The 25,789-nt window shown below is 59.6% G+C and carries 21 protein-coding genes and 1 pseudogene; 14 read left to right on the top strand and 8 right to left on the bottom strand.

All coding sequences use genetic code 11. The annotated features are described in order from the left end of the window. The first annotated feature begins 346 nt into the window (after window positions 1-346). Window positions 347-874, top strand: a complete 528-nt coding sequence (locus AAAK34_RS05055) for a hypothetical protein (RefSeq protein WP_431777807.1) — start codon at window positions 347-349, stop codon at window positions 872-874. Window positions 875-910: 36 nt separating this feature from the next. On the opposite strand, the gene AAAK34_RS05050 is transcribed toward AAAK34_RS05055, so the two are convergent. Then, window positions 911-1,219 carry a hypothetical protein gene (locus AAAK34_RS05050; RefSeq protein ID WP_231693770.1) on the bottom strand — a complete coding sequence of 103 codons (309 nt, stop codon included), beginning with the start codon at window positions 1,217-1,219 and terminating at the stop codon, window positions 911-913. An 85-nt stretch (window positions 1,220-1,304) separates the two neighbouring features. Here AAAK34_RS05050 and AAAK34_RS05045 point away from each other — a divergent pair, with 85 nt between their 5' ends. Beyond that, entirely contained in the window at window positions 1,305-1,901 is a 597-nt protein-coding gene (locus tag AAAK34_RS05045) for a 3'-5' exonuclease domain-containing protein 2 (protein WP_231693771.1), read from the top strand. A 135-nt stretch (window positions 1,902-2,036) separates the two neighbouring features. Here AAAK34_RS05045 and AAAK34_RS05040 read toward each other — a convergent pair whose 3' ends face one another. Then, entirely contained in the window at window positions 2,037-2,252 is a 216-nt protein-coding gene (locus tag AAAK34_RS05040) for a DUF3820 family protein (RefSeq protein ID WP_231693772.1), read from the bottom strand. Between the two features lie 47 nt (window positions 2,253-2,299). Then, window positions 2,300-3,121, bottom strand: coding sequence for an alpha/beta fold hydrolase (locus AAAK34_RS05035; RefSeq protein ID WP_231693773.1), 822 nt, complete (start codon window positions 3,119-3,121; stop codon window positions 2,300-2,302). Between the two features lie 241 nt (window positions 3,122-3,362). On the opposite strand from AAAK34_RS05035, the gene nhaA reads away from it, so the two are divergent. After that, complete coding sequence (nhaA, locus tag AAAK34_RS05030; protein WP_231693774.1) at window positions 3,363-4,709, top strand: Na+/H+ antiporter NhaA; 1,347 nt, start codon at window positions 3,363-3,365, stop codon at window positions 4,707-4,709. Window positions 4,710-4,923: 214 nt separating this feature from the next. Here nhaA and AAAK34_RS05025 read toward each other — a convergent pair whose 3' ends face one another. Together AAAK34_RS05025 and AAAK34_RS05020 are read right to left on the bottom strand one after the other, a co-directional pair. Next, window positions 4,924-7,167, bottom strand: a complete 2,244-nt coding sequence (locus AAAK34_RS05025; RefSeq protein ID WP_231693775.1) for a 3-hydroxyacyl-CoA dehydrogenase NAD-binding domain-containing protein — start codon at window positions 7,165-7,167, stop codon at window positions 4,924-4,926. A 55-nt stretch (window positions 7,168-7,222) separates the two neighbouring features. Further along, a complete protein-coding gene (locus tag AAAK34_RS05020; RefSeq protein ID WP_231693776.1) occupies window positions 7,223-8,428 on the bottom strand; it encodes an acetyl-CoA C-acetyltransferase in 1,206 nt (401 codons plus the stop codon). 356 nt (window positions 8,429-8,784) lie between these two features. On the opposite strand from AAAK34_RS05020, the gene AAAK34_RS05015 reads away from it, so the two are divergent. The 6 genes and pseudogenes from AAAK34_RS05015 (at window position 8,785) to AAAK34_RS04990 (ending at window position 15,625) form a co-directional block, all read left to right on the top strand. After that, window positions 8,785-9,660 (top strand): branched-chain amino acid ABC transporter permease, encoded by an 876-nt coding sequence (locus AAAK34_RS05015; RefSeq protein WP_231693777.1) that lies wholly within the window; start codon window positions 8,785-8,787, stop codon window positions 9,658-9,660. Between the two features lie 98 nt (window positions 9,661-9,758). After that, complete coding sequence (locus tag AAAK34_RS05010; RefSeq protein WP_231693778.1) at window positions 9,759-10,835, top strand: branched-chain amino acid ABC transporter permease; 1,077 nt, start codon at window positions 9,759-9,761, stop codon at window positions 10,833-10,835. Then, window positions 10,832-11,644 carry an ABC transporter ATP-binding protein gene (locus tag AAAK34_RS05005; protein ID WP_231693779.1) on the top strand — a complete coding sequence of 271 codons (813 nt, stop codon included), beginning with the start codon at window positions 10,832-10,834 and terminating at the stop codon, window positions 11,642-11,644. Before AAAK34_RS05010 ends, AAAK34_RS05005 begins: the two co-directional genes overlap by 4 nt. Then, window positions 11,641-12,427: pseudogene (locus AAAK34_RS05000) on the top strand (ABC transporter ATP-binding protein). Before AAAK34_RS05005 ends, AAAK34_RS05000 begins: the two are co-directional and overlap by 4 nt. Window positions 12,428-12,431: 4 nt before the next feature. Further along, on the top strand, window positions 12,432-14,309 hold the full coding sequence (locus AAAK34_RS04995; protein WP_231693781.1) for an AMP-dependent synthetase/ligase: 1,878 nt from the start codon (window positions 12,432-12,434) through the stop codon (window positions 14,307-14,309). A 155-nt stretch (window positions 14,310-14,464) separates the two neighbouring features. Continuing rightward, window positions 14,465-15,625 (top strand): ABC transporter substrate-binding protein, encoded by a 1,161-nt coding sequence (locus AAAK34_RS04990; protein ID WP_231693782.1) that lies wholly within the window; start codon window positions 14,465-14,467, stop codon window positions 15,623-15,625. A gap of 334 nt (window positions 15,626-15,959) precedes the next feature. Here the strand turns inward: AAAK34_RS04990 and AAAK34_RS04985 are convergent, their stop codons facing one another. Continuing rightward, window positions 15,960-17,138: an acyl-CoA dehydrogenase family protein gene (locus AAAK34_RS04985; RefSeq protein ID WP_231693783.1), complete on the bottom strand. Its 1,179-nt coding sequence runs from the start codon at window positions 17,136-17,138 to the stop codon at window positions 15,960-15,962. A gap of 93 nt (window positions 17,139-17,231) precedes the next feature. Next, window positions 17,232-18,080, bottom strand: a complete 849-nt coding sequence (gene asd / locus AAAK34_RS04980) for an archaetidylserine decarboxylase (RefSeq protein ID WP_231693822.1) — start codon at window positions 18,078-18,080, stop codon at window positions 17,232-17,234. A gap of 125 nt (window positions 18,081-18,205) precedes the next feature. On the opposite strand from asd, the gene AAAK34_RS04975 reads away from it, so the two are divergent. Continuing rightward, complete coding sequence (locus AAAK34_RS04975; protein WP_431777806.1) at window positions 18,206-18,982, top strand: enoyl-CoA hydratase/isomerase family protein; 777 nt, start codon at window positions 18,206-18,208, stop codon at window positions 18,980-18,982. A gap of 54 nt (window positions 18,983-19,036) precedes the next feature. Here the strand turns inward: AAAK34_RS04975 and AAAK34_RS04970 are convergent, their stop codons facing one another. Continuing rightward, the gene (locus AAAK34_RS04970) at window positions 19,037-19,735 is read right to left on the bottom strand and encodes a fumarylacetoacetate hydrolase family protein (RefSeq protein ID WP_231693785.1); all 699 of its coding nucleotides are present in this window, start codon (window positions 19,733-19,735) and stop codon (window positions 19,037-19,039) included. Between the two features lie 180 nt (window positions 19,736-19,915). Between AAAK34_RS04970 and AAAK34_RS04965 the strand changes: the two genes are divergently transcribed. The 4 genes from AAAK34_RS04965 (at window position 19,916) to AAAK34_RS04950 (ending at window position 25,590) form a co-directional block, all read left to right on the top strand. Then, a complete protein-coding gene (locus AAAK34_RS04965) occupies window positions 19,916-20,854 on the top strand; it encodes an ATP-binding cassette domain-containing protein (protein WP_231693786.1) in 939 nt (312 codons plus the stop codon). A gap of 592 nt (window positions 20,855-21,446) precedes the next feature. Next, complete coding sequence (locus tag AAAK34_RS04960) at window positions 21,447-22,247, top strand: ABC transporter permease (protein ID WP_231693787.1); 801 nt, start codon at window positions 21,447-21,449, stop codon at window positions 22,245-22,247. A 704-nt stretch (window positions 22,248-22,951) separates the two neighbouring features. Beyond that, window positions 22,952-24,220 (top strand): group II intron reverse transcriptase/maturase, encoded by a 1,269-nt coding sequence (gene ltrA / locus AAAK34_RS04955; RefSeq protein ID WP_431777805.1) that lies wholly within the window; start codon window positions 22,952-22,954, stop codon window positions 24,218-24,220. 515 nt (window positions 24,221-24,735) lie between these two features. Beyond that, window positions 24,736-25,590, top strand: coding sequence for a 3-hydroxybutyryl-CoA dehydrogenase (locus AAAK34_RS04950; protein ID WP_231698790.1), 855 nt, complete (start codon window positions 24,736-24,738; stop codon window positions 25,588-25,590). Window positions 25,591-25,789: the final 199 nt, after the last annotated feature.

Below are 25,789 nucleotides of genomic sequence, written 5' to 3'. Positions count from 1 at the left end.
TTCGAATCCCAACCTGCACACATTCAAGGCCTCCGGTTCAAGTCTCCTTCGTGCAGCGAGGGCTGTTTGGGCTGCACTCATGTTCGCTCAGCCGGCTCACACAACGCCCTACTCATGTGTTTTTCGTGGGTTAGTGCAGATCGGCGCCACTTCCCCTGAGGAGGCTTACCCAGCCTGTCTCCAAGCTTGAAGACCCAAGCGGTCACACACTGGTCAAGACCTACCTTGATCCCGCGCGTGCTGCGCGAGGAAGGCTCAAGACCATGTTGGACGTGGCGCTGGATCAGGCGTCGGAGTCTTGATCCTTACGAATCAACTGGCATTCGCGTTACCACTAGTCAATTGCATGACATATTCTCCTATCCGCTCACGATTCCTCGGCGCCCTATTGCTGCTTTCAACGTCTATCTTGGCCGGCTGCGGCGATCCTGACAGCGTCATACGCGAAGCAGCTTTCAAAATAGCCGAGTTGGAAAACTCCGGTCAAGTTCCGCGGTTTGACCAAAGTACTAGCGTGGTTGGCACGGACACCAATGGAAATGGTGTGCGAGACGACATCGATGCTTTCATTGCCGAACAAGCGATCAGCGAGCCACAGAAAAAAGCATTGCTTCAGGCCGGCAGAGCCCTGCAGCTAATGCTGACGACACCATTGGACGATAAAACGGCGCTCAATCGAGCAACCGATCTGGGATCGAGGGCCATGCGCTGCATCTACAGCGTCTTCAAAGACGGCAACGCGAGTACATGGGCAACCAAAATCGAAGCGATCACCGCCAACACCAGGCAGCGAACCCAGCGCTACCTTCAGTACAACAAAGCCATTTCCGGCTCAGTGATTCACCTGCCCAATGGTGACACCTGTGAGCCCTGACGCGATTTTCTGAGGGGTCGCGCGAGAGGGCGCTGATTATGTCTGCAAGCCGATCTCGTAGCCGCCTTCATCAAGGTGACGGTGTGCGCCGAACACGGCCTCAAGCGCAGCACTCTCGGCCAATTGCCAGTGCTCCAGCACCATGCGTTCTTCAGTGGTGAGGGCTTCGGGGTCGGGCGTCTCGCCGTGTTGGGCCACGATGCGCTGGTAGGCCGCATAGACGGGGGGCACCAGGGCGGCGTCGCCGAGCGCGGCTTCAAGCGCCCGCCGAAACAACTGCTCGGCTGCCCGGCGTTGCTCGGGCGCGGTATCGTCGGGCACGTAGAGTTTGAGAGAGTAGGTCATGGAATCCGCGGTGAGGCAGCGCAGCGCGTTGCACAATGAGCCCATTATCGATCCCGCCCCGGAACGCGAGCCATCTTCCTAGTTCATGCCCCCAAAACACCTCACCCCCACCAAAGACGAGATCGCGCTGCTGCCCGAATTTGGCCGGCTGGGCCTTGAGCACATCACCCTGGTTAACAGCGGCGCGCAAGCGGTAGAAGCCTGCGCCGCCCTGCGCGATCATGCGGCCTGGGGTTTTGATACGGAGTCCAAACCCACCTTCTTCAAGGACCAGTTGTCCGACGGGCCACACATCGTGCAACTGGCCACACTCCGGCATGCCTGGGTGTTCCAGCTGTCGGATCCAACCTGCCGGGATCTGGTGGCTGGCCTGCTGGCTGAAGCAGCTCACACCAAGGCCGGCTTCGGCCTGGGCGACGATATCAGCCGCATCGTCTCCAAGCTGGGGGTAGAACCCGCCAGTGTGCTCGAACTCAATTCCGTGTACCGAAAGCTCGGCTACCGTAAGGATATTGGCGTCAAAGGCGCCGTGGCAGTTGTCTTCAACCAGCGCTTCATGAAATCAAAGAAGGCCGCCACCTCAAACTGGGCCAACCCACGCTTGAGCGAATCCCAGCTGATTTATGCCGCGAATGACGCTTACGCTGCGGCACGGGTACTCGATGCACTGAAGCTCGGTTGAGAACAATGCAGTTCAACCAAGCATGCAATCCCCTTCGCTCTTGACGCGGCTTTAGATACGAGAGGCACTTCGCGGCTAAAGCCGCCCCTACAAAGATAGCATCTATCTTTGAGTATCCGGTGTTGCGGCCAAGGCTCAGCGCGGCGACCGCAGCGGCCTGAGGAGGTCGCGCAAGCCGTTGTGGTCGATCTCGTGCATGAGTTCCAGAAGGCGGCCAATCTCGCCCGGTGGGAATCCCTCGCGCGCAAACCAGGTCAGGTAGTTTCCGGGCAAGTCTGCGATCAGCCTTCCCTGGTACTTGCCGAACGGCATTTTCAATGCGACCAAACGCTCCAGATCTTCGGGTTTCATGTCATACGCTTGATGCAACAGGCTACTGAACTGAAACGGTTCCAGGTTTATGCCGAAGTGTGCTGGTCGAGCCATGCTCGCAAAATGGCATGGAACTGACCCGGCTTCTGACGCATTATCCAATGCCCCGCATCCATGCCGTGCACGGCGCAGCCAGGCGATGCGGCCAGCGACTCCAGCCAGCGAGCAGAGTGAAACATGAAGGGCTTGCGCTGACCGAAGAAAAACAGCGTTGGGATGACCGGGCCCATCAGTTTGTCGACCCGAGCCACGCCGCGCAAGCCCCCATATGCGCCAAACCACTGCATCGCATACGGGTAGTTCATCTGCCAGCCGATGAGCTCGGGCGCATTACTGCAACCAATGGAGCGCGCCATGAAGCGTGTCATGCGGTTGGCCAACTTTGGCAGCCAGGAGCCCAGCTTCCAGGCCAACGCGAGCCAGAGCTGGTAGCCCGCGATCAGGGCTTTTTCCTTTAGCTTCAGCGACCTGAGGTAGGCACCCGAATTGGTGTCGCCAATGTCCACGCCGACCACCCGCGCTACCCGGTGTGGATTTCGTGCAGCATATTCATAGCCGAAGAAGCAGCCCCAATCGTGTAGCACAAGCGTGACAGGCTCGTTCGGGCTCACGGCATCTACTACCGCACCCACCAGCTCACACATCTGATTCACAGACACCGGGCGCGGTGGCCTGGAGAGGTCGAAGCCAGGCAAAGGAATTCGTACACAACGGTAACCGTCCCGCAGAGCAGCGACGCAGCCGTCCCACAGCGCTGGAGAATCGGGCCAGCCATGCAACATGACCACAGTGAGACCGCTGCCTTCTATGGTCACGGCCAGACCCTGCACGTCAAGGGTAGTCTGCATAAGCTGGTCTCCGTCTGTTTGTGTTTGAGGAGATAGTAGCGCGCCGGGCCAGGGTGTGGTGCTCAGCGCACGTCATTCAACGGCGGAGTACCCCACAGATTACCGGGCAAACCAGAACACTTTCCCTTGAACTCGCCTTGAGCAATCATCGTTCTGTAGAATACGCAACGGGTGTTAGCCACATGTCGTGGCGAGACAGGTTCATGCGATGGTCGGGCCGCCACGCGGAGTTTTCACGACCATGAACCGCAACACCCCGCGGCAAGATCTGCCACGCGCTCAACTTTTGGCTGAACGCGCTTTCGCCACACTCGAACGATTCCTGCACATCGAAGCCGCCAGCGGTGTTGTGCTGCTCATTGCAGCCGCCGTAGCTTTGATCTGGGCCAATTCAAGCTTCACCGACAGCTACCATGCGCTCTGGCATCTGCCCGTCACGTTTGGCATCGGCGACCTGACCTTCTCCCAGTCGCTGCACTTCATCATCAACGATGGCCTGATGACCATATTTTTCCTGGTCGTCGGCATGGAGATACGCCGCGAGATCCATGAGGGAGCCTTGAGCAACATGCGCCAGGCCAGTCTGCCGATCATGGCAGCCTTGGGAGGCGTGGTCGTTCCCGCATTGATCTATGTGGCCTTGAACACGGAGCCCTCGCGCCTTCGAGGATGGGCCGTACCCACCGCCACCGACATTGCTTTCGCGGTCGGTGTTCTCGCTTTGTTAGGACGAGGCATTCCTTCCAATGTGCGTGTCTTTTTGCTGGCACTGGCAATCATCGACGACATCATCGCTGTGCTGATCATCGCGCTGTTTTATTCGGGCGGGCTCGATCTGTCGGGCTTTCTTGTTGCGGCCATGGGCATCCTGGTGGTGCTGAGCTTTCAGCGCATGGGGATTGGCTCAGCCTTTGCATATGTCCTGCCCGGCGGGATCGTCTGGATCGGCTTACTCATGACCGGTGCGCACCCCACACTGGCTGGTGTAGTGCTCGGCATGCTGACACCTGTGCTGTCACGGCCCACACGAGAGCGCCCGCTGGACATGGTCGAGTACGCGGCCCAGAAGTTGCGCGACCACGACGACGAGAAGGACGCACACCACCTGAACATGTCGATCAAGCAACTGCGGCTGGCACAGCGCGAGCTGCTGCCGCCTGTGGTGCGTGTTCAGACGGCCCTGCACCCCTGGGTCGCCTTCGGGATCATGCCCATCTTTGCACTGGCCAACGCGGGCGTGAGCATCGATGGTATCGACCTGTCCGCCGCCGGGCCTCAATGGGTGATGATGGGCATCGCCTTGGCTCTGGTGCTGGGCAAGCCCCTGGGCATCGTCGGCATTAGCTGGCTGATGGTGCGCTTGGGCTGGTGCCAGCTGCCACCCGGTGTGTCGTGGGGCAGTGTGTTGCTGATCGGTCTGCTGGCTGGCGTGGGATTCACCATGTCCATTTTCATTGCCATGCTGGCGTTTGAGAGCGAAGCACTACTGGGTGCCGCCAAGCTCGGGGTGCTGGCGGGCTCGCTGGTCGCAGCCTTGCTTGGCCTCGCCTGGGGAGCCTTCTACCAACGCCTGAGGCCAACAACATGACACTTGCAAGGAGGCTGAATGCATCTGGTCAGACCTCCTTGCCCTCACACCGAACCCACTATCACAAAGGGCATAGGAATCTACACACGATGCACTTTCTCGGAAGGCTTTGCTGCGCCGGCCGCCCCATGACTGAGCGTGGACTTTGATTCGCAAATGAAGGCACCAAGCCCGCGTTGCCTACTAACTTCAAGTTATCAGCTGCAATGCCTCCTTACCAGCGCGGCTCAAAACGCCGGATGGCCTCCTTCACTTCATCACTCAGCCGGAATCCGTCTCCGTGCCGTTCGGCCAACTCCGCGCAGCGCTTCTCGAACGCCTCAACGCCCTGCCCGTAGATGAATTGCATGGCACCGCCAGACCATCCCGGAAAGCCGATACCGAAAATGCTTCCTACGTTGGCCTCATGCACGCTGGTCAACACACCTTCGGCCAAACAGCGGGCGGTCTCCACCGACTGACGGTAAAGCAGGCGATCCTTGATCTCCTGGGCGCTCCAAGTCGTGCGAGGCTTCTCGAACAGGTTCTTCAGTTGCGACCACAGGTGCTTCTTTCCAGCCTGCGGATATTCGTAGAAGCCACCTCCCCCGGCACGGCCCGGACGATTCAGCTCCTTGACCATGCGCTCGACTAGCAATTCACCTGAGGTCGCCTCATAGCGCTTGCCCTCGGCGGCAAAGTCAGCCCGGGTTTGATCCAGCACGTGCACCGACAGCGACAGCGCTGTTTCATCCATGACCGCGAGTGGCCCGACAGGCATGCCGGCCTGAATGGCGACGTTCTCGATCGCCGCCGCAGGAATACCCTCACCCAGCATGGCCGCACCCTCCATGATGTAGGTGCCAAACGTTCGACTTGTGTAAAAGCCTCTTGAGTCGTTGACTACGATCGGCAATTTGCCCAGTGCAAGCACGTAGTCATAAGCACGCGCCACGGTTTCATCGTCGGTTTTCTGGCCGCGAATAATCTCGACCAGTTGCATTTTGTCGACGGGGCTGAAGAAGTGGATGCCAATGAACTTCTCGGGCCGCTGGCTGGCCTGGGCCAAACCGCTGATGGGCAGCGTGCTGGTGTTGCTTGCGAAGAATAGTGGCCCCCACGCTTCCCCGCTCTGCGAGGTCCGCTGCCCCCCAAGGGGGCTTTTTTCGCCTTGGGGCGGCCCGGCGGCAAAAAAACCATTCTCCGCCAGCACTGCCTCTGCTTCCCGGATAACCTTGGCCTTGAGATCACGCTGCTCGAACACCGCCTCTATGATGAGGTCGCAGCCTTTAAGATCCGTCGCTTGCCCTGTGGGCGTGATGCGATCGAGCAGCGCCTGCCGCGCATCTTCGCTCATGCGGCCTTTCGCGACCCGCTTGTCCGCCAGCTTCTGGGAATACGCCTTGCCCTGCTCGGCCTTCTCAATCGACACATCTTTGAGCACGGTGGCAATGCCACGGCTGGCCTGTGCCCAGGCGATGCCGGCGCCCATCATGCCTGCCCCCAGAATGCCCACCTTCTGCGGCTTGTACTTCGGAATGTCTTTTGGACGAGCTTGCCCGCTCTTGATAGCGTTGAGGTTGAAGAAGAACGTGTTGATCATGTTCTTCGTGACCGGGCTCGCGAGCAGGCTGGCGAGGTAGCGGCTTTCTATGCGCATCGCGGTGTCGAAGTCCACCATGGCACCTTCGACCATGGCGGAGAGTGTGGCCTGCGGTGCGGGGTAGAGTCCGCGTGTCTTTTGCTTAAGCAAGGCCGGCACCACCGGGAGCGCAGCAGCAATCTTGGGATCTGTGGGTGCGCCGCCTGGCATGCGATAGTTCTTGCGCTCCCAGAGGTGCTGCGCGGCCTCGGGTTGAGCTTGCACCGATTCGATCCAGGCCTTGGCCTGATTCAAGAGTTGATCAGCACTGCCAACCAGCTCATGCACCAGCCCGAGCCGGTGTGCCTCGGCGGAGTTGAACAGCTTGCTCTCCAGCAGGTACGGTTGCGCTGCCATCAGACCCAGCAGACGAGTCATTTTGGTAATGCCGCCGCCACCGGGAAGCAGGCCAATACTCACTTCCGGCAGGCCGAGCTGAATCTTGGGGTCATCAACTGCGATGCGGTAATGGCCGAGCAACGCGACCTCCCAACCGCCTCCCAGCGCTGCGCCATTGAGGCAGGTGACGATGGGTTTACCCAGGGTTTCGATGGTGCGGAAGTTGCGCTTGATGCGCTCGATTTCGGTGAAAAAGCGCCGCGGCGCCTCTTCCATGTCCATGCGCATGACGCCTTTCAGGTCGGCACCGGCAAAGAATGTTTTCTTGGCCGACATAAGCACGATGCCTCGGATGCTGTCTTTTTCAGCCGCCAGTTGCGCAGCGAGGGCATCCATGTCGGCCTGCCACACTTCGCCCATGGTGTTCACTGGGGAATCAGGCGCATCGAAAGTGACAATGACGATGCCGTTCTGGTTTTCGGTACGGATAGTGTTCATGATCGAATGGTTGTTAGCGGGTCAGGCGGCCGTGGAGCAGTCCAGGCACTTCATGTCAAACTCGCTCGACGATGGTGGCAATACCCATGCCGCCGCCAACGCAGAGTGTGGCCAGGCCGTAGCGCAGTTGCCGACGGTGCAACTCGTCAATGAGCGTGCCGAGAATCATGGCGCCGGTCGCTCCCAGTGGGTGGCCCATGGCGATGGCTCCGCCATTCACATTCACCTTCTCGTGTGGCACGCCAAACTCCTGCATGAATTTCATGGGGACGGCTGCGAAGGCTTCGTTCACTTCGAAAAGATCGATGTCTTCAATTTTCAGGCCTGCCTTGGCCAGCGCCTTGCGCGTGGCAGGCATGGGGCCAGTGAGCATGATGGTGGGGTCTGCCCCTGAAAGCGCCGTGGCGACAATGCGCGCGCGCGGCTTGAAGCCATGCGTCCTGGCGGCCGCTTCGTTGCCAATGAGCACAGCGGCCGCGCCGTCGACGATGCCACTGGAGTTGCCCGCATGGTGCACGTGGATGATGCGCTCCACTTCCGGGTAGCGGCTGATGGCGACTTCATCGAAACCCATGGCACCCAGCTGCTCGAAAGAGGGTTTGAGCGCTCCCAGGCTTTCAACAGTGGAATGTGGCTTGATGAATTCGTCGTGTGCGAGGATGGTCTGGCCGAGCATGTCGGTCACTGGCACCAGCGAGCCCGAGAAGTAGCCAGCTTCACGCGCGCGGGCTGCCCGGCGCTGCGATTCAACGGCGAAGCTATCGACGGCTTCACGCGTGAAGCCGGACAGCGTGGCGATGAGATCAGCGCCGACACCTTGCGGCACGAAATCAGTCTCGGCATTGGTTTGCGGGTCTTGCGCCCAGGCTCCGCCATCTGAACCTATGGGCACGCGGCTCATGCTCTCTACGCCACCGGCCACCACCAAATCTTCCCAACCTGAGCGTACCTTTTGCGCTGCCATGTTCACGGCTTCCAGCCCCGATGCGCAAAAGCGGTTGAGCTGCACTCCCGCACAACGCCAATCCCAGCCGGCCTTGAGCGCCGCGACCTTGGCGATGACCGACCCCTGCTCGCCATGGGGCGAAACCACACCCATGACCACATCGTCCACCGCGGCAGTGTCCAGATTGTTTCTGTGCCGCAGCGATTCCAGCGTGCCCGCCAGCAGGTCAATGGGCTTGACTTCGTGCAGGCTGCCATCTCTCTTGCCTTTGCCACGCGGCGTGCGAATGGCGTCAAAAACATAGGCTTCGGTCATTCCAGTGTCTCCGTTTAGATGATTGTGTTTCTTGAGATGAATATAGCCGGCACAAGCCAAGCCGAGGGGCCAATGCACTTTTAGAACGTGCTTACGATCTCCTCGCGGGTCCTTTGCGCCAGTTGCACTGCGCCCGCAAAAGCCGCGTCTGCCGCGTTGAAACTCCTCGCGATACCACGAGGTATCCCTGCGGTTTTCGTCGCATCGGCGCACCGCTTGCAGCCACAGCCTTTCGAACACAACGGCCCTCGCGCAGAGATCGTAAACACGTTCTTAGGGTTTTTCGGGGGACGAAATATGACTCTAGATCGCTAGAGTCTGAACATCGACAAAACCCAACCATTCTGGGAGAAAACTTGCAGTTCATGCAACTGGTGATCAGCGGTATAGCGCAAGGCTGCATCTATGGCTTGATCGCACTCGGATTCGTGTTGATCTACAAAGCTACCGAAACCGTCAGCTTCGCCCAGGGCGATCTGATGATGCTCGGCGCCTTCTGCGGCCTGGCCTGCATGACCTTCCTGGGGTTTCCGTTTTGGCTGGCAGTGCTGTCGGCCATCGCGGCCATGGCCCTCTTTGGCATGTTGCTGGAAAGGATCGTGATCCGCCCGATCCTCGGTCAGCCCGCGTTCTCGATCGTGATGCTCACCATCGGCATCGGCTATGTGGCGCGCGGCCTGATCACCATGCTGCCCGGCATTGGCACGGAGACGCACACGCTGCCCGTGCCGTATCAGGACGAAATGTGGAGCGTGGGCTCACTGGTGATCAACGCGGTACAAGTGGTGGTGATCGGTGTCACCGCGCTGCTCTGCGCCGGGTTGTATGCCATGTTCAGGTACAGCAAGCTCGGCATCGCCATGCAGGCAGCTTCGCAAAACCAGCTCGCCGCCTATTACATGGGCATACCAGTCAAGCGCCTCAATGGTCTCGTGTGGGGTCTGGCGGCGGCAGTTGCCGCAGTGGCCGGCCTGCTGCTGGCGCCCATCACCTTCGTGCACGCCAACATGGGCTTCATTGGCCTGAAGGCGTTTCCGGCTGCGGTGGTGGGCGGCTTTGGCAGCCTGCCGGGCGCCATTGTCGGGGGCCTGGTCATCGGCATTGTGGAGTCGCTCGCGGGGTTTTACCTGCCCGAGGGCTTCAAGGACATCGCACCCTACATCGTGGTGTTGATCATGCTGATGGTCAAGCCCAACGGGTTGTTTGGCGAGAAGCTCCGGAAGAAAGTATGACGCCGCTATTGATCCGGACTCAAGTTATCCGCACACGTTTTGTCGTGTCCTCTCCATCTCCCTCCCACTGGGGAAAAAAGTCATAGCAATGGCCTGAAATGCGCTTCATCTTCAAAACCAGCTACGAGCAAGACATTCGCCTGGCCAAGCATGGCGGGCACGTGTTCTGGTATTCGGCGCTCGTGCTCTTCATGATGGCCGCACCATGGCTGCTGCCGGAGTACTGGCTGGCCCAACTGACCTTTGTGCTGATCTACGGCATTGTGGGCCTGGGGTTGATGCTGCTGGCAGGCTTCACAGGCCAGTTCTCGCTCGGGCACGCGGCGTTCGTGGGGGTGGGGGCCTACGCGCAAGGCATTCTGACCAACGCCGGCGTGCCGTTTCCTCTGGCCATGGTCGGCTCGGCATTGCTGGCGGCGGTGGTGGGCGTCGTGGTGGGGCTACCGGCCCTGCGGCTCAAAGGCATCTACCTGGGCATTGCCACCCTGGCGTTCGGCTTTATCGTCGAAGAAGGCTTTGCTCGCTGGGAATCAGTGACGGGGGGCAACGCCGGGCTGCACGTGAAGGCGCCCGGCTTGTTCGGCTGGCACATCGAGTCAGGCAACGGTTTTTACTTCATCTGTCTGGTCACGGCGGTGTTGGCCACGCTGGCTATTTTGAACCTGCTGCGTACCGCTACCGGACGCGCCTTCGTGGCCATTCGCGACTCTGAAATATCGGCGCAGAGCATGGGCATTCATCTCGCCCGGTACAAAACCCTCTCATTCGCTCTTTCGGCTGCACTCGCTGGTATAGGCGGTGCGCTATATGCGCACAAAATGCGCTTTCTCTCTCCAGACCAATTCAGCATTCTGCAATCGATCGACTTGCTGCTGATGGTGGTGATCGGCGGCCTGGGCTCTGTGCACGGTGCCTTCCTGGGCGCGATTTTCCTGATCGCCATGCCGCAGATCATCTCCATGATCAAAGATTACCTGCCCGATGCCATTGGCCAGGCGCCGGGCCTGCAGTCGGTCGTTTACGGCTCGGTGCTGATTGCGTTCGTCCTGTTTGAGCCACTAGGCTTGTACGGCCGCTGGTTGAAGATTCGGGCCTGGTTCCAGATGTTCCCGTTCTATCGCCAAGGGATGTTCAGGCGGCAAAAATCCTTCCAGAAATCCGATAGGTTGAAATGACCCAAGACATTCTTCTGTCGGCTAAGAATCTGAGCGTGCGCTTTGGCGGTGTGCTGGCGGTGAACGACGTCAGCTTTGACGTGCGGCGCGGCGAGGTGTTCACGCTGATCGGTCCCAATGGTGCCGGAAAGACCACCGTGTTCAACCTGATCAGCCGTATCTATACCCCCACCAGCGGAAAGATCGAATTCGCCGGCCCGAATGGCATGCTCGATCTCACCGCGCGGCCGCCGCATCAGGTGGCGTCGCTCGGCATTGCACGCACTTTTCAGAATATCGAACTGTTCGAGCACGCCACGGTCCTGCACAACCTGCTGATCGGCCGCCACACGCACCGGCGCACCGGTTTCTGGAGCGAAGTGTTTTTTACGCCAGCCACCCGCGCGGCGGAAATCGAAGCGCGCGAGCATGTCGAACGGGTGATAGACCTGCTGGATCTGCAGCACCACCGCGACTCCATGGTGGCGGGCCTGCCGTATGGGGTGCGCAAGGTGGTGGAATTGGCGCGGGCGCTCTGCGCTGAGCCCCGCCTGTTGCTGCTTGATGAGCCTTCCTCCGGTCTGAACGTGGAGGAAACCGAAGACATGGCTTTCTGGATCCAGGACATCGTGAATGAACTGGGTATCACGGTGCTGATGGTGGAGCACGACATGAGTCTGGTCTCCAGAGTGTCTGACCGGGTCGTGGCCATGAACCAGGGGCAGGTCCTTGCCATGGGCACGCCGCGCGAGGTGCAGGCCGACCCTGCAGTCATCGAAGCCTACCTCGGTTCCATCGACGACGTTTCTTCACTGCGGAGGGTGGCATGAGCGAAGCAGCGGCGCCAGAAACGATGCTCCGGTTGCTCAACGTCGAGAGCGCCTATGGTCCGATCAAGGCCATTCGCGGGGTCAGCCTGCAGGTACGAAAGGGAGAAATTGCAGCTGTGCTCGGCAGCAATGGCGCGGGCAAGAGCACCATCTTGAAAACCATCTCTGGCATTCTGGACCCGCGCAAAGGGTCGATCGAGTTCAAGGGCCAGAACATCACGGCGAAGGACCCCGCCTTCGTGGTGCAGCAAGGCCTTTCCCATGTGCCGGAGGGGCGCGAGGTGTTTCCGCTGCTTTCAGTGAACGACAACCTGCTGATGGGCGCCTACACCCGCAAGGACCGCGACGGCGTGGCCCGCGACATGGCGCAGGTCTACACCTATTTTCCGATTTTGAAGGAACGGTCTGCGCAAGATGCCGGCCTGCTCTCCGGCGGACAGCAGCAGATGCTGGCTATCAGCCGCGCGCTCATGGCCGCGCCCGACCTGATCCTGCTCGATGAGCCCAGCCTGGGTCTTTCACCCCGACTCACCAAGGAGATCTTCGAGATTGTGGTGCGTATCAACCGTGAGCGCGGCACCACGATTTTGCTGGTCGAGCAGAACGCCAACATGGCCCTGAACGCTGCAGACTACGGCTACGTACTGGAAAACGGCCGTATCGTCATGGAAGACACTTGCGCCCGCTTGCGCGAAAAGGAGGACATCAAGGAGTTCTACCTGGGCATGAAGGATGCCGGCGTGCGGGGCGAACGGCGTTGGAAAAAAGAAAACCTGGAGATAAGAAGATGTCCAACCTCTGGGATCTTGACCGCTTCCAACCCAACGCCGAAAGCGTGCTCGCCGGTGACACGCTTTCAGCCATGTTCTGGAATGCCGTCGAACAGCGCGGCCCCGATACGTGGTTGCGCGAAAAAGTTCTGGGCATATGGCACAGCTGGAGCTGGACGAAAACGGGAGAAGCGGTCCGCGAAATCGCTGGCGGGCTGATGAGTTTGGGGTTCGCGCCGGGCGACACCTCCTCCATCCTCTCCAACACCGTCCTCGAATGGGTCCTGGCCGATCTGGCCGTGCTCAGCTGCGGTGGCGTCTCCAATGGCATCTACCCGACTGATGCATCCTCTCAGGTTCAGTACCTGTGTGAAGATTCAAGTACCAAGGTGCTGTTCGTCGAAGACGATGAGCAGCTGGACAAGGCGCTCGAAGTGCGCGATCACTTGCCGCTGCTGACCAAGATCATCGTCTTCGACATGAAGGGCCTGCGGGAGCTGGATGACCCCGGCGTCATGAGCCTGGACGCCCTGCGGGAAGCAGGCCGGGCGTACAACGCGCAGCATCCGGAAGAGCTGCGCCAGCGCGTGGCCGCCTGCCGACCGGAAGATCTGGCCATTCTGGTTTACACCTCCGGCACCACCGGCAAGCCCAAGGGGGCCATGCACACGCACGCCGGCCTAGTCTACACAGTGCGCGGCTACAACACTCTGCTCACACGAGAAGCTGCCGACGAATGCATGTGTTTTCTGCCGCTTTGCCATATTGCCGAGCGCATGGGCGGCGAATATTTTTCACTCTACACCGGTGCCAAACTCAACTTCGTCGAAAACCCGGATACGGTTCCTGAGAACGTGCGAGAGATCGCCCCGACGGTGTTTACGGCCGTGCCCCGGGTGTGGGAGAAGTTTTACTCCGGCGTCATGATCAGCCTCAAGGAGGGCACCCGGCTGCAGCGGCTGGTCTACGGCTGGGGCATTGGAGTGGGCCAGCGCATCGCTGAGCGGGTCATGGCGGACCAGCCCGTTTCAGCTGGTCTGAGAGCGCAGTTCACCCTGGCCCGCTGGCTCGCGCTCGACAATGTGCGTAAATTGATTGGCATTCACCGCGCGCGGTTTCTCGTGACTGGCGCGGCGCCCATTTCGCCCGAGCTGGTGAAATGGTATTTGGCTCTGGGCCTGCCCATGCTGGAAGTGTGGGGCATGACTGAGACCTGCGGCGCTTCCACGGGCATGCCCATTGACCGGATCAAGCCCGGCTCCATAGGCCCCGCTGCTCAGTTCAACGAGGTTCGGCTGGACCCGCAGACCAACGAGATCCTGGTGCGCGGGCCCAATTTGTTCGCCGGCTACCTGAACCAGCCCGAAAAGACCGCCGAGGTTCTTGACGCCGATGGCTGGCTGCACACTGGCGATGTCGGTACGGTGGACGATGAGGGTTTCTTCCGGATCACCGACCGCATGAAGGACATCATCATCACAGCCGGCGGCAAGAACGTGACGCCGAGCGAACTGGAGAACGAGCTCAAGTTCAGCCCCTACGTGACCGACGCCGTGGTCATTGGCGACAAGCTTCCCTATCTCACGGTGATCATCATGATCGACCAGGAGAACGTGGAGAAATACGCACAGGACAATGACGTGCCATTCTCCAACTATGCCAGTCTTACGCGCACCCCCGAGGTGCAAGCCTTGATTCAGGGCGTGATTGACGACGTCAACAAAAAGTTTGCACGTGTTGAGCAGATCAAGAAATTTTTCCTGCTCGACACCCAGCTGACGGCCGAAGACGAAGAGCTCACGCCCACGATGAAGCTCAAGCGCAAGCTGGTGCAAACCAAGTATGCCGCGCAGATTGAGGCTATGTATGCGCCCGAGCCTGCAAGCCGAAGCTGAGAGCATCGAACATGTTCACGATCTCAGGGTAATCACTGCGCCCGCTCAGCGAACCCTGTGCACACAATTGGGTTCAAACCAGAAATACATTTCCAGGTTCAATTAGCTGTTCATTCTTGCCCCGAGTTCAACATCGCTGGAAAAAGGAGACATCCATGGCACTGAAGCACGCTTTAACGGTCTTGACCGCCACACTGATCGCTGCGGGGCCTGCATTGGCACAGCAGGGTGTCACCAAGAGTGAGATCACTCTTGGCTCCATCCAGGATCTTTCGGGCCCATTGGCCGGCTTCGGCAAGCAGATTCGCATGGGCATGATGCTCCGCGTGGACGAGATCAACGAACAAGGCGGCATCAACGGACGCAAGCTCAGTCTGAAGATCGAAGACTCCGGCTACGACCCCAAACGCGCTGTGCTGGCCGCCCAGAAGCTTGTGAACCAGGACAAAGTGTTTGCCATCGTCGGCCATATTGGCACGGCACAGAACGTGGCGACCTTTCCGGTGTTGTTCGAGAAGAATGTGGTCAACTTCTTCCCCATCACAGCCGCGCGCGAAATGTACGAGCCGTTGCACAGGCTTAAGTACTCGTTCGCTGCGACTTATTATGACCAGACACGCCTTGCCGCACCCAAGCTGTACAAGGAAAAAAACGCCCAGAAAGCCTGCATCATCTACCAGGATGATGAGTTCGGCCTGGAAGTGCTACGCGGCGCCGAGGCAGGTCTGAAGACCATCGGCGTGGAACTTGCGGAAAAAACCAGTTTCAAGCGCGCAGCCACAGACTTCTCATCGCAAGTAGCGCGCATGAAGGCGGCCAATTGTGATTTTGTGGTTCTGGGAACGCTCATCCGCGAAACCATCGGCACAGTCGGTACAGCGCGCAAGACGGGCTTCAACCCGACTTTCCTGGGTTCTGCCGGGGCCTACACCGATCTGATTCACAAACTGGGCGGCCCAGCCATGAATGGTATCTATGCGGCCATGACCGTTCAGAATCCCTATCTGGACGAAACCTCGCAACCGATCCGCTTCTGGGCCAACAAATACAAGACCAAGTACAACGAAGACCCGGCTGTGTTCAGCATCTATGGCTACAGCGTGATCGACGCGTTCATTCGAGGCGCCCAGAAAGCAGGGCCGAACCTCACCACCGACAGCTTCATCAAGGCCATGGACAGCATGACGATCCCTCCCGACATTTTCGGCGCACCCGAAATGACTTTCAGCGCCACCAAGCGCCTGGGCAACGATTCTTCCAGAATCTCCCAGATTCAGGACGGCAAGTGGAAAGTGGTGTCTGACTACATGAAGTAATTTCTTCGTAGGTTGGCGCTGAGCGCAGCGAAGCCCAACGGACGGCGCTACCTAGGTGACGCTGCTTGTTGGGCTTCGCTGCGCTCAGCGCCAACCTACAAAAATCCCTCAACTCTCCGCCAGCCATCGGAGAGCCTGCTCAAAGGAAAAACATCCTTAAACCCAGATTTCCCATTAGGGCCTGGGATGGCAGCGAGGGCAGTTGCGAGGCAGTTTGGTCCCGACTGAGGAGCCCATAGCCGTAGCTATGGGCGACGAAGAGGGGCCGAAATGACCGCAAATGCACCGCTGACGCCCAAGCAGCACCGAAGGTGCGCCTAATGGAAAACCTGGGTTAAACGCCAGCGCGTTTTGCCATACCCATGGTCTTGGCGATGATGCCCATCATGACTTCGTCAGCGCCACCGCCAATCGAAGCCAGGCGCCCATCGCGATAAAGGCGGGAAACTCGGTTCTCCCAGGTGAAGCCCATACCGCCCCAAAATTGAAGGCAAGTGTCGGCCACTTCGCGCATGAGCCGCCCAGCCTTGAGTTTGGCCATACTGGCCAGTTGCAGCACATCCTGCCCTGCCACGTAGAAGGCCCCCGCGCGCCAGGTCAGAGCACGCAAAGCCTCGACCTCAGTCTGCAATTCGACCAACTTGAACTGCACCCACTGCTGATCAATCAGCGTGCCGCCGAAAAGACGCCTCTGTTGCGCCCATTCGATCGTTTCCCGAATGCATTCATCTAATGCGACCAGACTGTTGGCAGCTGCCCAAAGGCGCTCTTCCTGGAATTGCTGCATCTGGTAGATGAATCCCTGACCCTCCTGACCGATCAGGTAACGCTGCGGCACGCGAACCTCATCAAAATAGATCAGGCCCGTGTCTGACGAGTTCATGCCGATCTTGCGGATCTTCTGCGCCACCTCGATGCCTTTGGTCAACTGCCCGCCACGGCCTTCTCGCATGGGCACCATGATGAGGGACTTATTCTTGTGTACCGGGCCGTCTCCGGTGTTCACCAGCATGCACATCCAGTCGGCTTGCAGGCTATTGGTGATCCACATTTTCTGGCCACTGATGACGTAGTCGCCGCCGTCCTTGTGCGCAACGCTGCGAATGCCGGCCACGTCGCTGCCGGCCGTGGGCTCGCTCACACCAATGCAGCCCACCGTATCGCCGGCGATGGCGGGTGCCAGAAACTCACGCTTCAGTTCATCGCTTCCAAACCGTGCCAGCGCTGGCGTGCACATATCGGTCTGCACGCCAATGGCCATAGGCACGCCACCGCAACGAATATGCCCCAAGGTTTCAGCCATGACCATGCTGTAGGAGTAATCCAGACCAGAACCACCATATTCCGGCGGTTTGGTCAGCCCCAGCAGGCCCAACTCACCCAGCCCCTTGAACACCTGGTGGGCAGGAAAAATCTCAGCCTCTTCCCATTTCTCCACGTGTGGGTTGATGTGCTCGTCTATGTACCGTTTGAGCGTCTTGCGGATTTCTTCGTGCTCGTGGGTCAACTGCATGCGCCTTCTCCTGAAAAGGCGTTTATCGCCTGACGCGGTCTCGTCGTGCACTAGGGCATGCCCTCGAAAGGCCAACTCACACTTAGGAAAAGGCTAACCCAATGCCTTACCCATGGGCTCGCCCATTCGAACCGCACCTCCTGCCGACCAATCAGGATTGAATTTGATTGTTCCTTGCGGCCACAGCATGACCACCGTGGAGCCCAACAGGAAGCGGCCCATTTCTTCACCCTGCTTGAGCAACACCTCCTGCCCCGAGTAGTCCCAGCGGCGCACCTCGCCCAATCTTGGCGGATTGACCACGCCGTGCCAAACCGTGGCCATGCTTCCGACAATTGTGGCCCCTACCAGCACGAGTATGAAAGGCCCGCGAGCCGTCTCGAACAGGCACAACACCCGTTCGTTGCGCGCAAACAGCCCCGGAACACCTTGGGCCGTGGTGGGATTCACGGAGAACAGGTCCCCAGGCACATAAACCATGGAACGCAGTTGCCCGGCGCACGGCATATGGATTCGGTGGTAGTCACGCGGGCTGAGGTACAGAGTGGCAAACTGGCCATGTTCAAACTCGGCGGCCAACGCCGCGTTGCCTGCCAGCAATGCCGTGGCACTGTAGTGGTGTCCTTTGGCCTGAAAAATCTGACCCTTATCGATCGGACCAAATTGGCTGATGGCGCCATCTACAGGGCAGACATAATCGGCCACCGCCAAAGGCCTGGCCCCCGGACGCAACTCGCGCGTGAAAAAATCGTTGAAGCTGGCGTAGCTTTCGACACGTGGATCGAGTGCTTCCTTCATGTCCACGCCATAGCGCCTGATGAAGTGCCGAATCGCCGCATGGCTGACCTGACCCAGTTGCGCACGCGCGAACGCTCCCGCCATCTGCGTCAATACCCGCTTGGGCAGAAAATATTGTGGGAGGACAGAAAGGCGGTTGGACAAGTCAGTGAACACGAAAAATGCCGCGTGCGGCGAAAGGACTGAGGTGGCGCGCTATTTTAGTGACCGGAGTGTCCTCACGGATGCCCACAAGCCATTTGCACGCCACATTGGTAGAAACTACCCCCATGCCCCTCACCTTCGAAATCCGCGACTTCGTCGCTACTGTCACCCTGAACCGTCCCGAGGCCATGAACGCCATAGACCCCGAGACTGCGACTCAGTTGCACCAAGCCTGGCGCGATATATCCGTCCGAAGCGATGTGCGCGTAGGAATCATCACCGGTGCAGGTGAGCGTGCCTTCTGCGCCGGCGCTGACTTGAAGAAAACCATGCCACCGGCTGAAAGCTTCGCCGAACTTCACTTCGGCTCTCGGATTGACGCACCGCCCATTTCAACGCTGCAGACACACAAACCCATGATCGCAGCCATCAACGGGCTCGCGTTCGGCGGCGGCCTGGAGTTGGCCATGCTTTGCGACATTCGGGTGGCTGCCAGCACCGCAATGTTTGCTTTTCCCGAGGTAGGCCTTGGGAGTATTCCGGCGGGCGGAGGCACCCAGCGAATCGTGCGTGCTATTGGGCAATCGGACGCCATGCTCATGCTCCTGACTGGCGATCGGATCGACGCGCAGGAAGCCTTGCGCATTGGGCTGGTGAGTCGGGTGGTCGCCCCTGAGGATCTGGCGGCGGCCGCTAGCTCTATTGCCAGCCGCATTGCGGCCAATGCGCCCCTGGCAGTCGTCGCTGCGAAGAAACTTGCCCAGATTGGCGGAGAACTTTCGCTCGCCGCCGGGCTGGAACTGGAGCAGCAGAGCTTCGGTAACCTGCGCAACTCGGAAGACCGGATCGAGGGCCGCCGCGCTTTCGCAGAAAAGCGCAAACCGAATTTTCAAGGTCGGTGATGCGCCCCTCGCGGTCGCTTTCTTCATAGGCGACCGCGCTAGCAACTGGCCCGACTACTCCGGCTGGCCAATGGTCAGTTCGATCTCGCCCACGCCATCAATCTTGCCGGTGATCCGATCACCTGGCTTTACCGCGCCCACACCCTCAGGGGTGCCGGTGTAGATCAGATCGCCTGGCTGCAGGTGGTAGTACTCTGAAAGGTTGGCCACGATCTCAGGCACGCTCCAGATGAGATCCTTCAGGTCCGCGTTCTGCTTGATCTGACCGTTCACCAACAGCTGAATGTTGCCGCTTGAAAGGTGGCCGATCTCGCTGGCGGGCACGAGCGGACTCATGACGGCGGCGTTCTCAAAATCCTTGCCGAAGTCCCACGGGCGCCCCATTTCACGCGACTTGATCTGTAGGTCGCGCCGGGTCATGTCGAGCCCGCAGGCGTAACCCCACACGCATTCTTGCGCTTGCTCAGGAGCCACCCGGAAGGCCGGCTTGCCGATGGCGATCACCAGCTCCATCTCGTAGTGGAAGTTCTGCGTTCCCAGTGGGTATGGAATGGTGCTACCGCTGATCACCAAGTCTGCCGGCGTTTTATTGAAGTAAAACGGCGGTTCGCGGTCAGGGTCGAAGCCCATTTCTCGGGCGTGCGCGGCGTAGTTGCGGCCCACGCAGAAAATGCGGGTGACCGCGTACTGCTGGTTTCCGCCACGGACGGGCACGGCGGCTTGGGGTGCCGGGGTAAAAACGTAGTTACTCATTTTGCTTGCGTGGGTGCGAATGAAAGAATACGCCAGTCTGGATGAAATCAACTGGATAGCGCTGCGGGGTACACGCACCCGACTCGCTATGGCGGAGCCTCCATTTTGCATGCAACCGGATTCTGTCTTGCTCAACTGGATTTGACACTCCCGACTGCAGAATGCGGGCAAAATGAGCGGATGGATTCTCCTCTGCTTCTGGATGTGGAAGGTTTGGTCAAGCACTATGGCCAGACTCGTGTGGTCGACGGCGTGGATTTTTCCATTGCGCCGGGCGAGTGCCTGGGGGTGATCGGCCCCAATGGCGCGGGCAAGACGACGACGATCCGGATGTGCCTGGGGCTTACAGCACCAGATGAGGGCGAGATTCGCTACTTTTCGCAGCCGGGTGGTAGCGCTTTGCTCATGCCGCGTGATGCGCTGGAGATCAAGGCGCGCCTGGGAGTGGTCAGCCAGTTTGACTCGCTGGACCCTGATTTCACATGCGCGGAAAACCTGCAGGTCTTCGGGCGCTATTTCCGCATTGGGCGCGCCGCCTTGGCGGAGCGCGTGCCGCAGTTGCTGGATTTTGCCGCCCTCGGCCACAAAGCCACGGCCAAGCCGGGCGAGCTTTCGGGCGGCATGAAGCGGCGCCTCTCCCTGGCCCGAGCGCTCATCAACAACCCGGACCTCCTCCTGCTCGACGAACCCACCACCGGACTTGACCCTCAGGCCCGCCACCTGATGTGGGAGCGTTTGCAAATGCTGCTGCAAAGCGGCAAGTCGATACTGCTCACCACTCACTTCATGGACGAGGCTGAGCGCCTTTGCCATCGGCTACTGGTGCTTGACCATGGGCGCAAGATTGCCGAGGGGAGGCCCCGCGAGTTGATTGCACAGCACCTGGAACCCGAGGTGGTGGAGGTGTTTGGCAATGGTGCACTGGCGCTGGCGGAATCGCCACTGGCGCAGCATGCTGCACGGGTGGAGCGCAGCGGGGAGACGATTTTCTTTTATACCCATCATGCGCGGCCATTGATGGAGGGGCTGGAGGCGTTTCCTCAGTTGCGGACGCTGCACCGACCTGCGAATTTGGAGGATTTGTTTCTTAAGTTGACGGGGCGGCAGATTCGGGAGTGACGGACTGTCCCCCATTGCCCCCTGCCCCACTGCTCCCCTGCTCCCCTGCTCCTTGCCCGGCTCTCCACTAGTTTGAGGTTGTGCGCGAATTGGGGCGCCTGCTTTTTAATTGAGGCTGTTTGCCGGGATGTGCGCCCGGCAGCGCACCTACTTTTCTTTGCTCCGCCAAAGAAACGTAGGCAAAAGAAAGGCGGCCCCACTGGTCGTGTCCCTGCGCTTCGCTTCGGGCAACCTGCGGTACTCGCACGAGGGGATGCACTGTGGAACTCTCTTCGTTCACTGCGTTCTCTACGTTCAAACAACCACAGTGAGTCAGTTCACGAAGCAAGGGCATCTTGCAGTGCCCTTGCCCTCCCCTCGCGCTCCGTTCCTCGGCACGTCCAGAGGGGCAGGGGGACACACCCGGGCCTTTGCTTCGCTCGGCCTTGGCCTTTTCATGGGGGCACATCATCCTCGTGCTCTTGGGGGGCATGTGCTAACAAGGAAAGGGGGATGTCGGACGCGAGGTCGTTCACAGCCTTCTCTGACGCCGTTGCACTTCCCGCTACACGGACTGGGCTTGATGATTGAAAATGTAGGTTAAGGAGTTGACATGACACCCGTTTCTGCATGGGCCCCGCCGCAGCTATCTATGCGTTGGTGGCCGATTTTTTTACGTAACCTGCTGGTGTGGCGCAAGCTGGCGGTGCCTAGCCTGCTGGCGAATATTGCTGAACCATTGATATGGCTCGTGGCCTTCGGCTATGGGCTGGGCGCCTTGGTCGGAAAACTGGAAGTCAATGGTCAGGAGGTGCCCTACATCCTGTTCCTGGCCAGCGGTTCAATTTGCATGAGCGCCATGAACGCGGCGAGTTTTGAAGCGCTGTATTCAGCGTTCTCTCGCATGCACGTGCAAAAAACCTGGGACGGCATCTTGAATGCGCCAGTGCGACTTGACGATATTGTGCTGGCTGAAATGCTGTGGGCGGCTTTCAAAGCGCTTTTTTCCGTGACTGCGATCCTGTGCGTGATGCTGGCGCTCTCCATCAGTCACAGCCCCAAGCTCCTCATCGCCTGGCCCGTGCTGCTGGGAGTGGGCATCACCTTCAGCTGCATAGCACTGATTTTCAATGCCCTGGCCAAGGGCTACGATTTTTTCACCTACTACTTCACGCTCGGCCTCTCGCCAATGATGTTCCTCTCTGGCGTATTCTTCCCGCGCGAGCAGCTGCCCTGGTTCGTCCGCGCCATTGCCGACTGGCTCCCCCTTGCCGCCGCCATCGACCTCGTCCGCCCACTCTTCATGGATCAATGGCCCGAACACGGTTGGCGCAATGCAGCCGTATTGACCGTCTACACAGTAGCAGCCTTCTGGATCGCGCTGGCATTAACAAGACGGCGGTTCAGAGGCTGAGGCCGAGGCCCAAGGCCGAGCGAAGCAATGGCCCGAGTCAGGTCCCCCGCCCCTCTGGACGTGCCGAGGAACGGAGCGCGAGGGGAGGGAAAGGGCACTGCAAGATGCCCTTGCTTCGTGAACTGACTCACTGCGGTTGTTTGAACGTAGAGAACGCAGTGAACGAAGTGAGTTCCGGTGCGCCCGTGGTGGCGCTCATTCAGTACGGTGGAAGTCCGTACCGGGGTAAACCAGTTCCCCGTAGCCGAAGGCAACTGCGTCACCGCGAGGTGGGGTGGAGAGCAGCCGGAAGCGAACTGGCGGTCCGCAGGATGACGAACCCGTTTCGGCGGGGTAATGGTGGCGAGCCTGCCTGAACGTGGCGAAGCCTGAAACTCACTGCAAGCGCTGTGCTGGTGGCTAAAGCGACTTGTAGACCATCCCTGTGGTTGGGGGCGGAACGTCAGGAAGGAAGAGCGCAGGAAGCGGGGAGACCTGCGCGCCGTGGCGACGGAGCGCAGGAGTCAGAGCCTTCATGGTACCGAGGCGTGCAAACGCCACAAACCCGGGCAACACAAACCGGGAGCAGGGACGGGAGGCAGGAAGGTGAATGTGTGAAAGACAGATTGAGTGAAACACAAACAGAAGCCATAGTGCCGGAAACGGCTAGACCGGCTTCGTCGAACCCCGCCACTGCAGGCTGCGCGCCTGTGGGGGAGAGCCCAATGGGGAAATGGGTAGACCGCGAGATCTGGACGGATCGCATGTTGGCGGCGCTGGTAACGGCGTCAAGAGAAGGCAAGAGACTCAGGTGGCATAGCCTGATCGATAAGGTATGGCGGGAGCGCACGCTGCACAAGGCCTGGAAGCAGGTTCGAAGGCGTGGTGGTGCAGCTGGTATCGACGGAGTCAGCATTGCGCGATTTGAAGCCCAGGCCGAGCGGTATCTGAGCGAGCTGGCCGAGCAGCTTAAGACGGGTAGCTACCTTCCCGAGCCGGTACGCCGTGTGGAGATTCCGAAAGCTGATGGCTCACGCCGTCCGCTGGGAATTCCTGCGGTGAAGGATCGGGTGGTGCAGACGGCGCTCAAGAGCGTCATTGAACCTATCTTCGAGAGCGGTTTCGATGTCAGCAGCTACGGGTTCCGTCCGGGGCGAGGATGCAAGGACGCGCTGCGTGAAGTCAGCGCCCTGCTCAGGCAGGGAAACACCCACGTGGTGGATGTTGACTTTAAAAGCTTCTTTGACACCATTCCCCCTGACAAGCTTCTGGCGCGAGTGGCCGAACACATCAGCGACACCAAGGTGTTGGCACTGATCGACGGCTGGTTGCATCAGGACATCGTGAAGGAGCTGCAACGATGGACTCCCACAGGGGGAACCCCTCAGGGAGCAGTCATCAGTCCGCTGTTGGCCAATATCTACCTGAACCCGTTGGACGCGCTATTGCGCGAAAAGGGGTGGTCGATGGTCCGTTACGCAGATGACTTTGTGGTTCTGTGTCCGAGTGCGTCTGAAGCGCAGAAGGCACTGGCGGCAATCGAGCAGTGGGTCCACGACCACGGGTTGGAGCTGAACATGGACAAGACGACGATCGGCAACTGTCGAACGCGCCGAGGGGCTTTCGAGTTCCTTGGTTACCGGCTGACACAACGACGTCGGGAGGTCCGGCCCAAAAGCCTGGAAAAGCTCAAAGACGCGATTCGCGCGCGCACCATGCGCACGCGAAGTGGAACGCTGGCGATGATTATCGAGTCACTCAACCGAGTCTTGCGAGGCTGGTTCAACTACTTCCAGCACGCGAGCAAGGAGACGTTTGGCCGTCTCGATGCATTTGTGCGGCGACGCCTGCGGGCGGTGCTGCGCAGACGCACGAAAGGCCATGGTGCTGGTCAGTGCTGGGAGGATGGTTGGCGTTGGCCTCCTGCCTACTTTGCTCAACAGGGGTTGTTCGCCATGCATGCGGCCCGCGTTGCGGCAAGCCAATCCCGATGAGGAAACTACCAACTGGAGAGCCGTGTGCGGGAGAACCGCACGCACGGTTCGGAGGGAGGGGAGGCCGAAAGCCTTCCCTACCCCTATCAGTGCCTCCCCTCGCGTGAGTACCGCAGGTTGCCCGAAGCGAAGCGCAGGGACACGTCCAGTGGGGTCCGCCTTTTTTGGTTACTTTCTTTGGCGGAGCAAAAAAAGTAACTGCGCTGCCGGGCGCACATCCCGGCATACAGCCTAACTAAAAGAACAGAAGCCAATCAGAGCTCACGTGCAAGCGAGAATCCAGTGCAACCTTGCCAGCGCCCACTGGTTCCCCGCCTTCGCGGCGGCCGGCGAACCGTGGATGACGGGAATGACGGTGGTGACGTGACAGTACAAGGCTGGCGGAGGAGATGCCCTTCTCCACCAGCAAAGCCCACGTGTTCCACCCGAGACGCCCCAAGCAACAGATACCTAATAAGATGCTAGGTTATGCCGGTAAAGCGCCGGCTTTTCATCTTCCAAAGGAGAACACACTCATGAGCATTACCACCGTTGGCATCATCGGAGCCGGCACCATGGGCAACGGCATAGCCCAGGCATGTGCCGTTTCAGGCGTCAATGTCGTCATGGTTGACGTCGCCCAGGCAGCAGTCGACAAGGGCATCGCCACCATCAGCAAAAGCCTGGACCGCCTCCTGCAAAAGGAAAAGATTTCCGAGGCCGACAAAGATGCAGCGCTATCGCGCATCAAGGGCAGCACCAGCTACGACGACCTGAAAGGTGCCGAGTTGGTCATCGAAGCCGCCACGGAAAACCACGAGCTGAAGAACAAAATCCTGAAGCAACTGGACCAGTTGCTGGCGCCCGAAGTCATCATCGCGACCAACACCTCCTCGATTTCCATCACACAACTGGCAGGCGCCACCAGCCGCGCAGACAGATTCGTGGGCATGCATTTCTTCAACCCCGTGCCCATGATGGCACTGGTGGAAATCATCCGCGGCCTGCAGACATCGGATGCCACGCACGATACGGTCAAAGAACTGGCCGTGCGACTGGGCAAGACGCCCATCACCGTGAAAAATGCGCCCGGCTTCGTGGTGAACCGCATCTTGGTGCCTATGATCAACGAAGCCTTCTTCGTGCTGGCCGAGGGGCTGGCCACGCCCGAAGACATCGACGCAGGCATGCGCCTGGGCTGCAACCACCCCATCGGCCCGCTCGCCCTTGCCGATATGGTGGGTCTGGATGTTTGCCTGGCCGTGATGGAAGTCTACCTGGAGCAGTTTGGCGACAGCAAGTATCGCCCGTGCCCTCTGCTGCGCGAATATGTCGCAGCCGGCCGCCTGGGCCGCAAGACAGGTGAAGGCGTTTACAACTACGCCAAGTAAGAGTGAAAAGTGAAAAGTGCACCGGCAAAAGCCGTGGCACCATCCTGGCGCCCAGCGATCCATCGACACCTGGGTGCACCCAGGTGTCGGCTGTGTCTTAAAATAACAGCGACCGAAGGGGAGTAGCTTCCCACACGCCGGTGTGTATCGTGCGTGAGGTTCTCAGGTCGACAAACACGAAGTGCTTGGCACTTCCGGC

Origin of the sequence: Ottowia caeni, from assembly GCF_050821495.1 — a bacterium.
Taxonomy (GTDB): domain Bacteria; phylum Pseudomonadota; class Gammaproteobacteria; order Burkholderiales; family Burkholderiaceae_C; genus Ottowia; species Ottowia caeni.
Note: the sequence above shows the minus strand (reverse complement) of the source record. Positions and strands in the feature narration are given on the sequence as shown.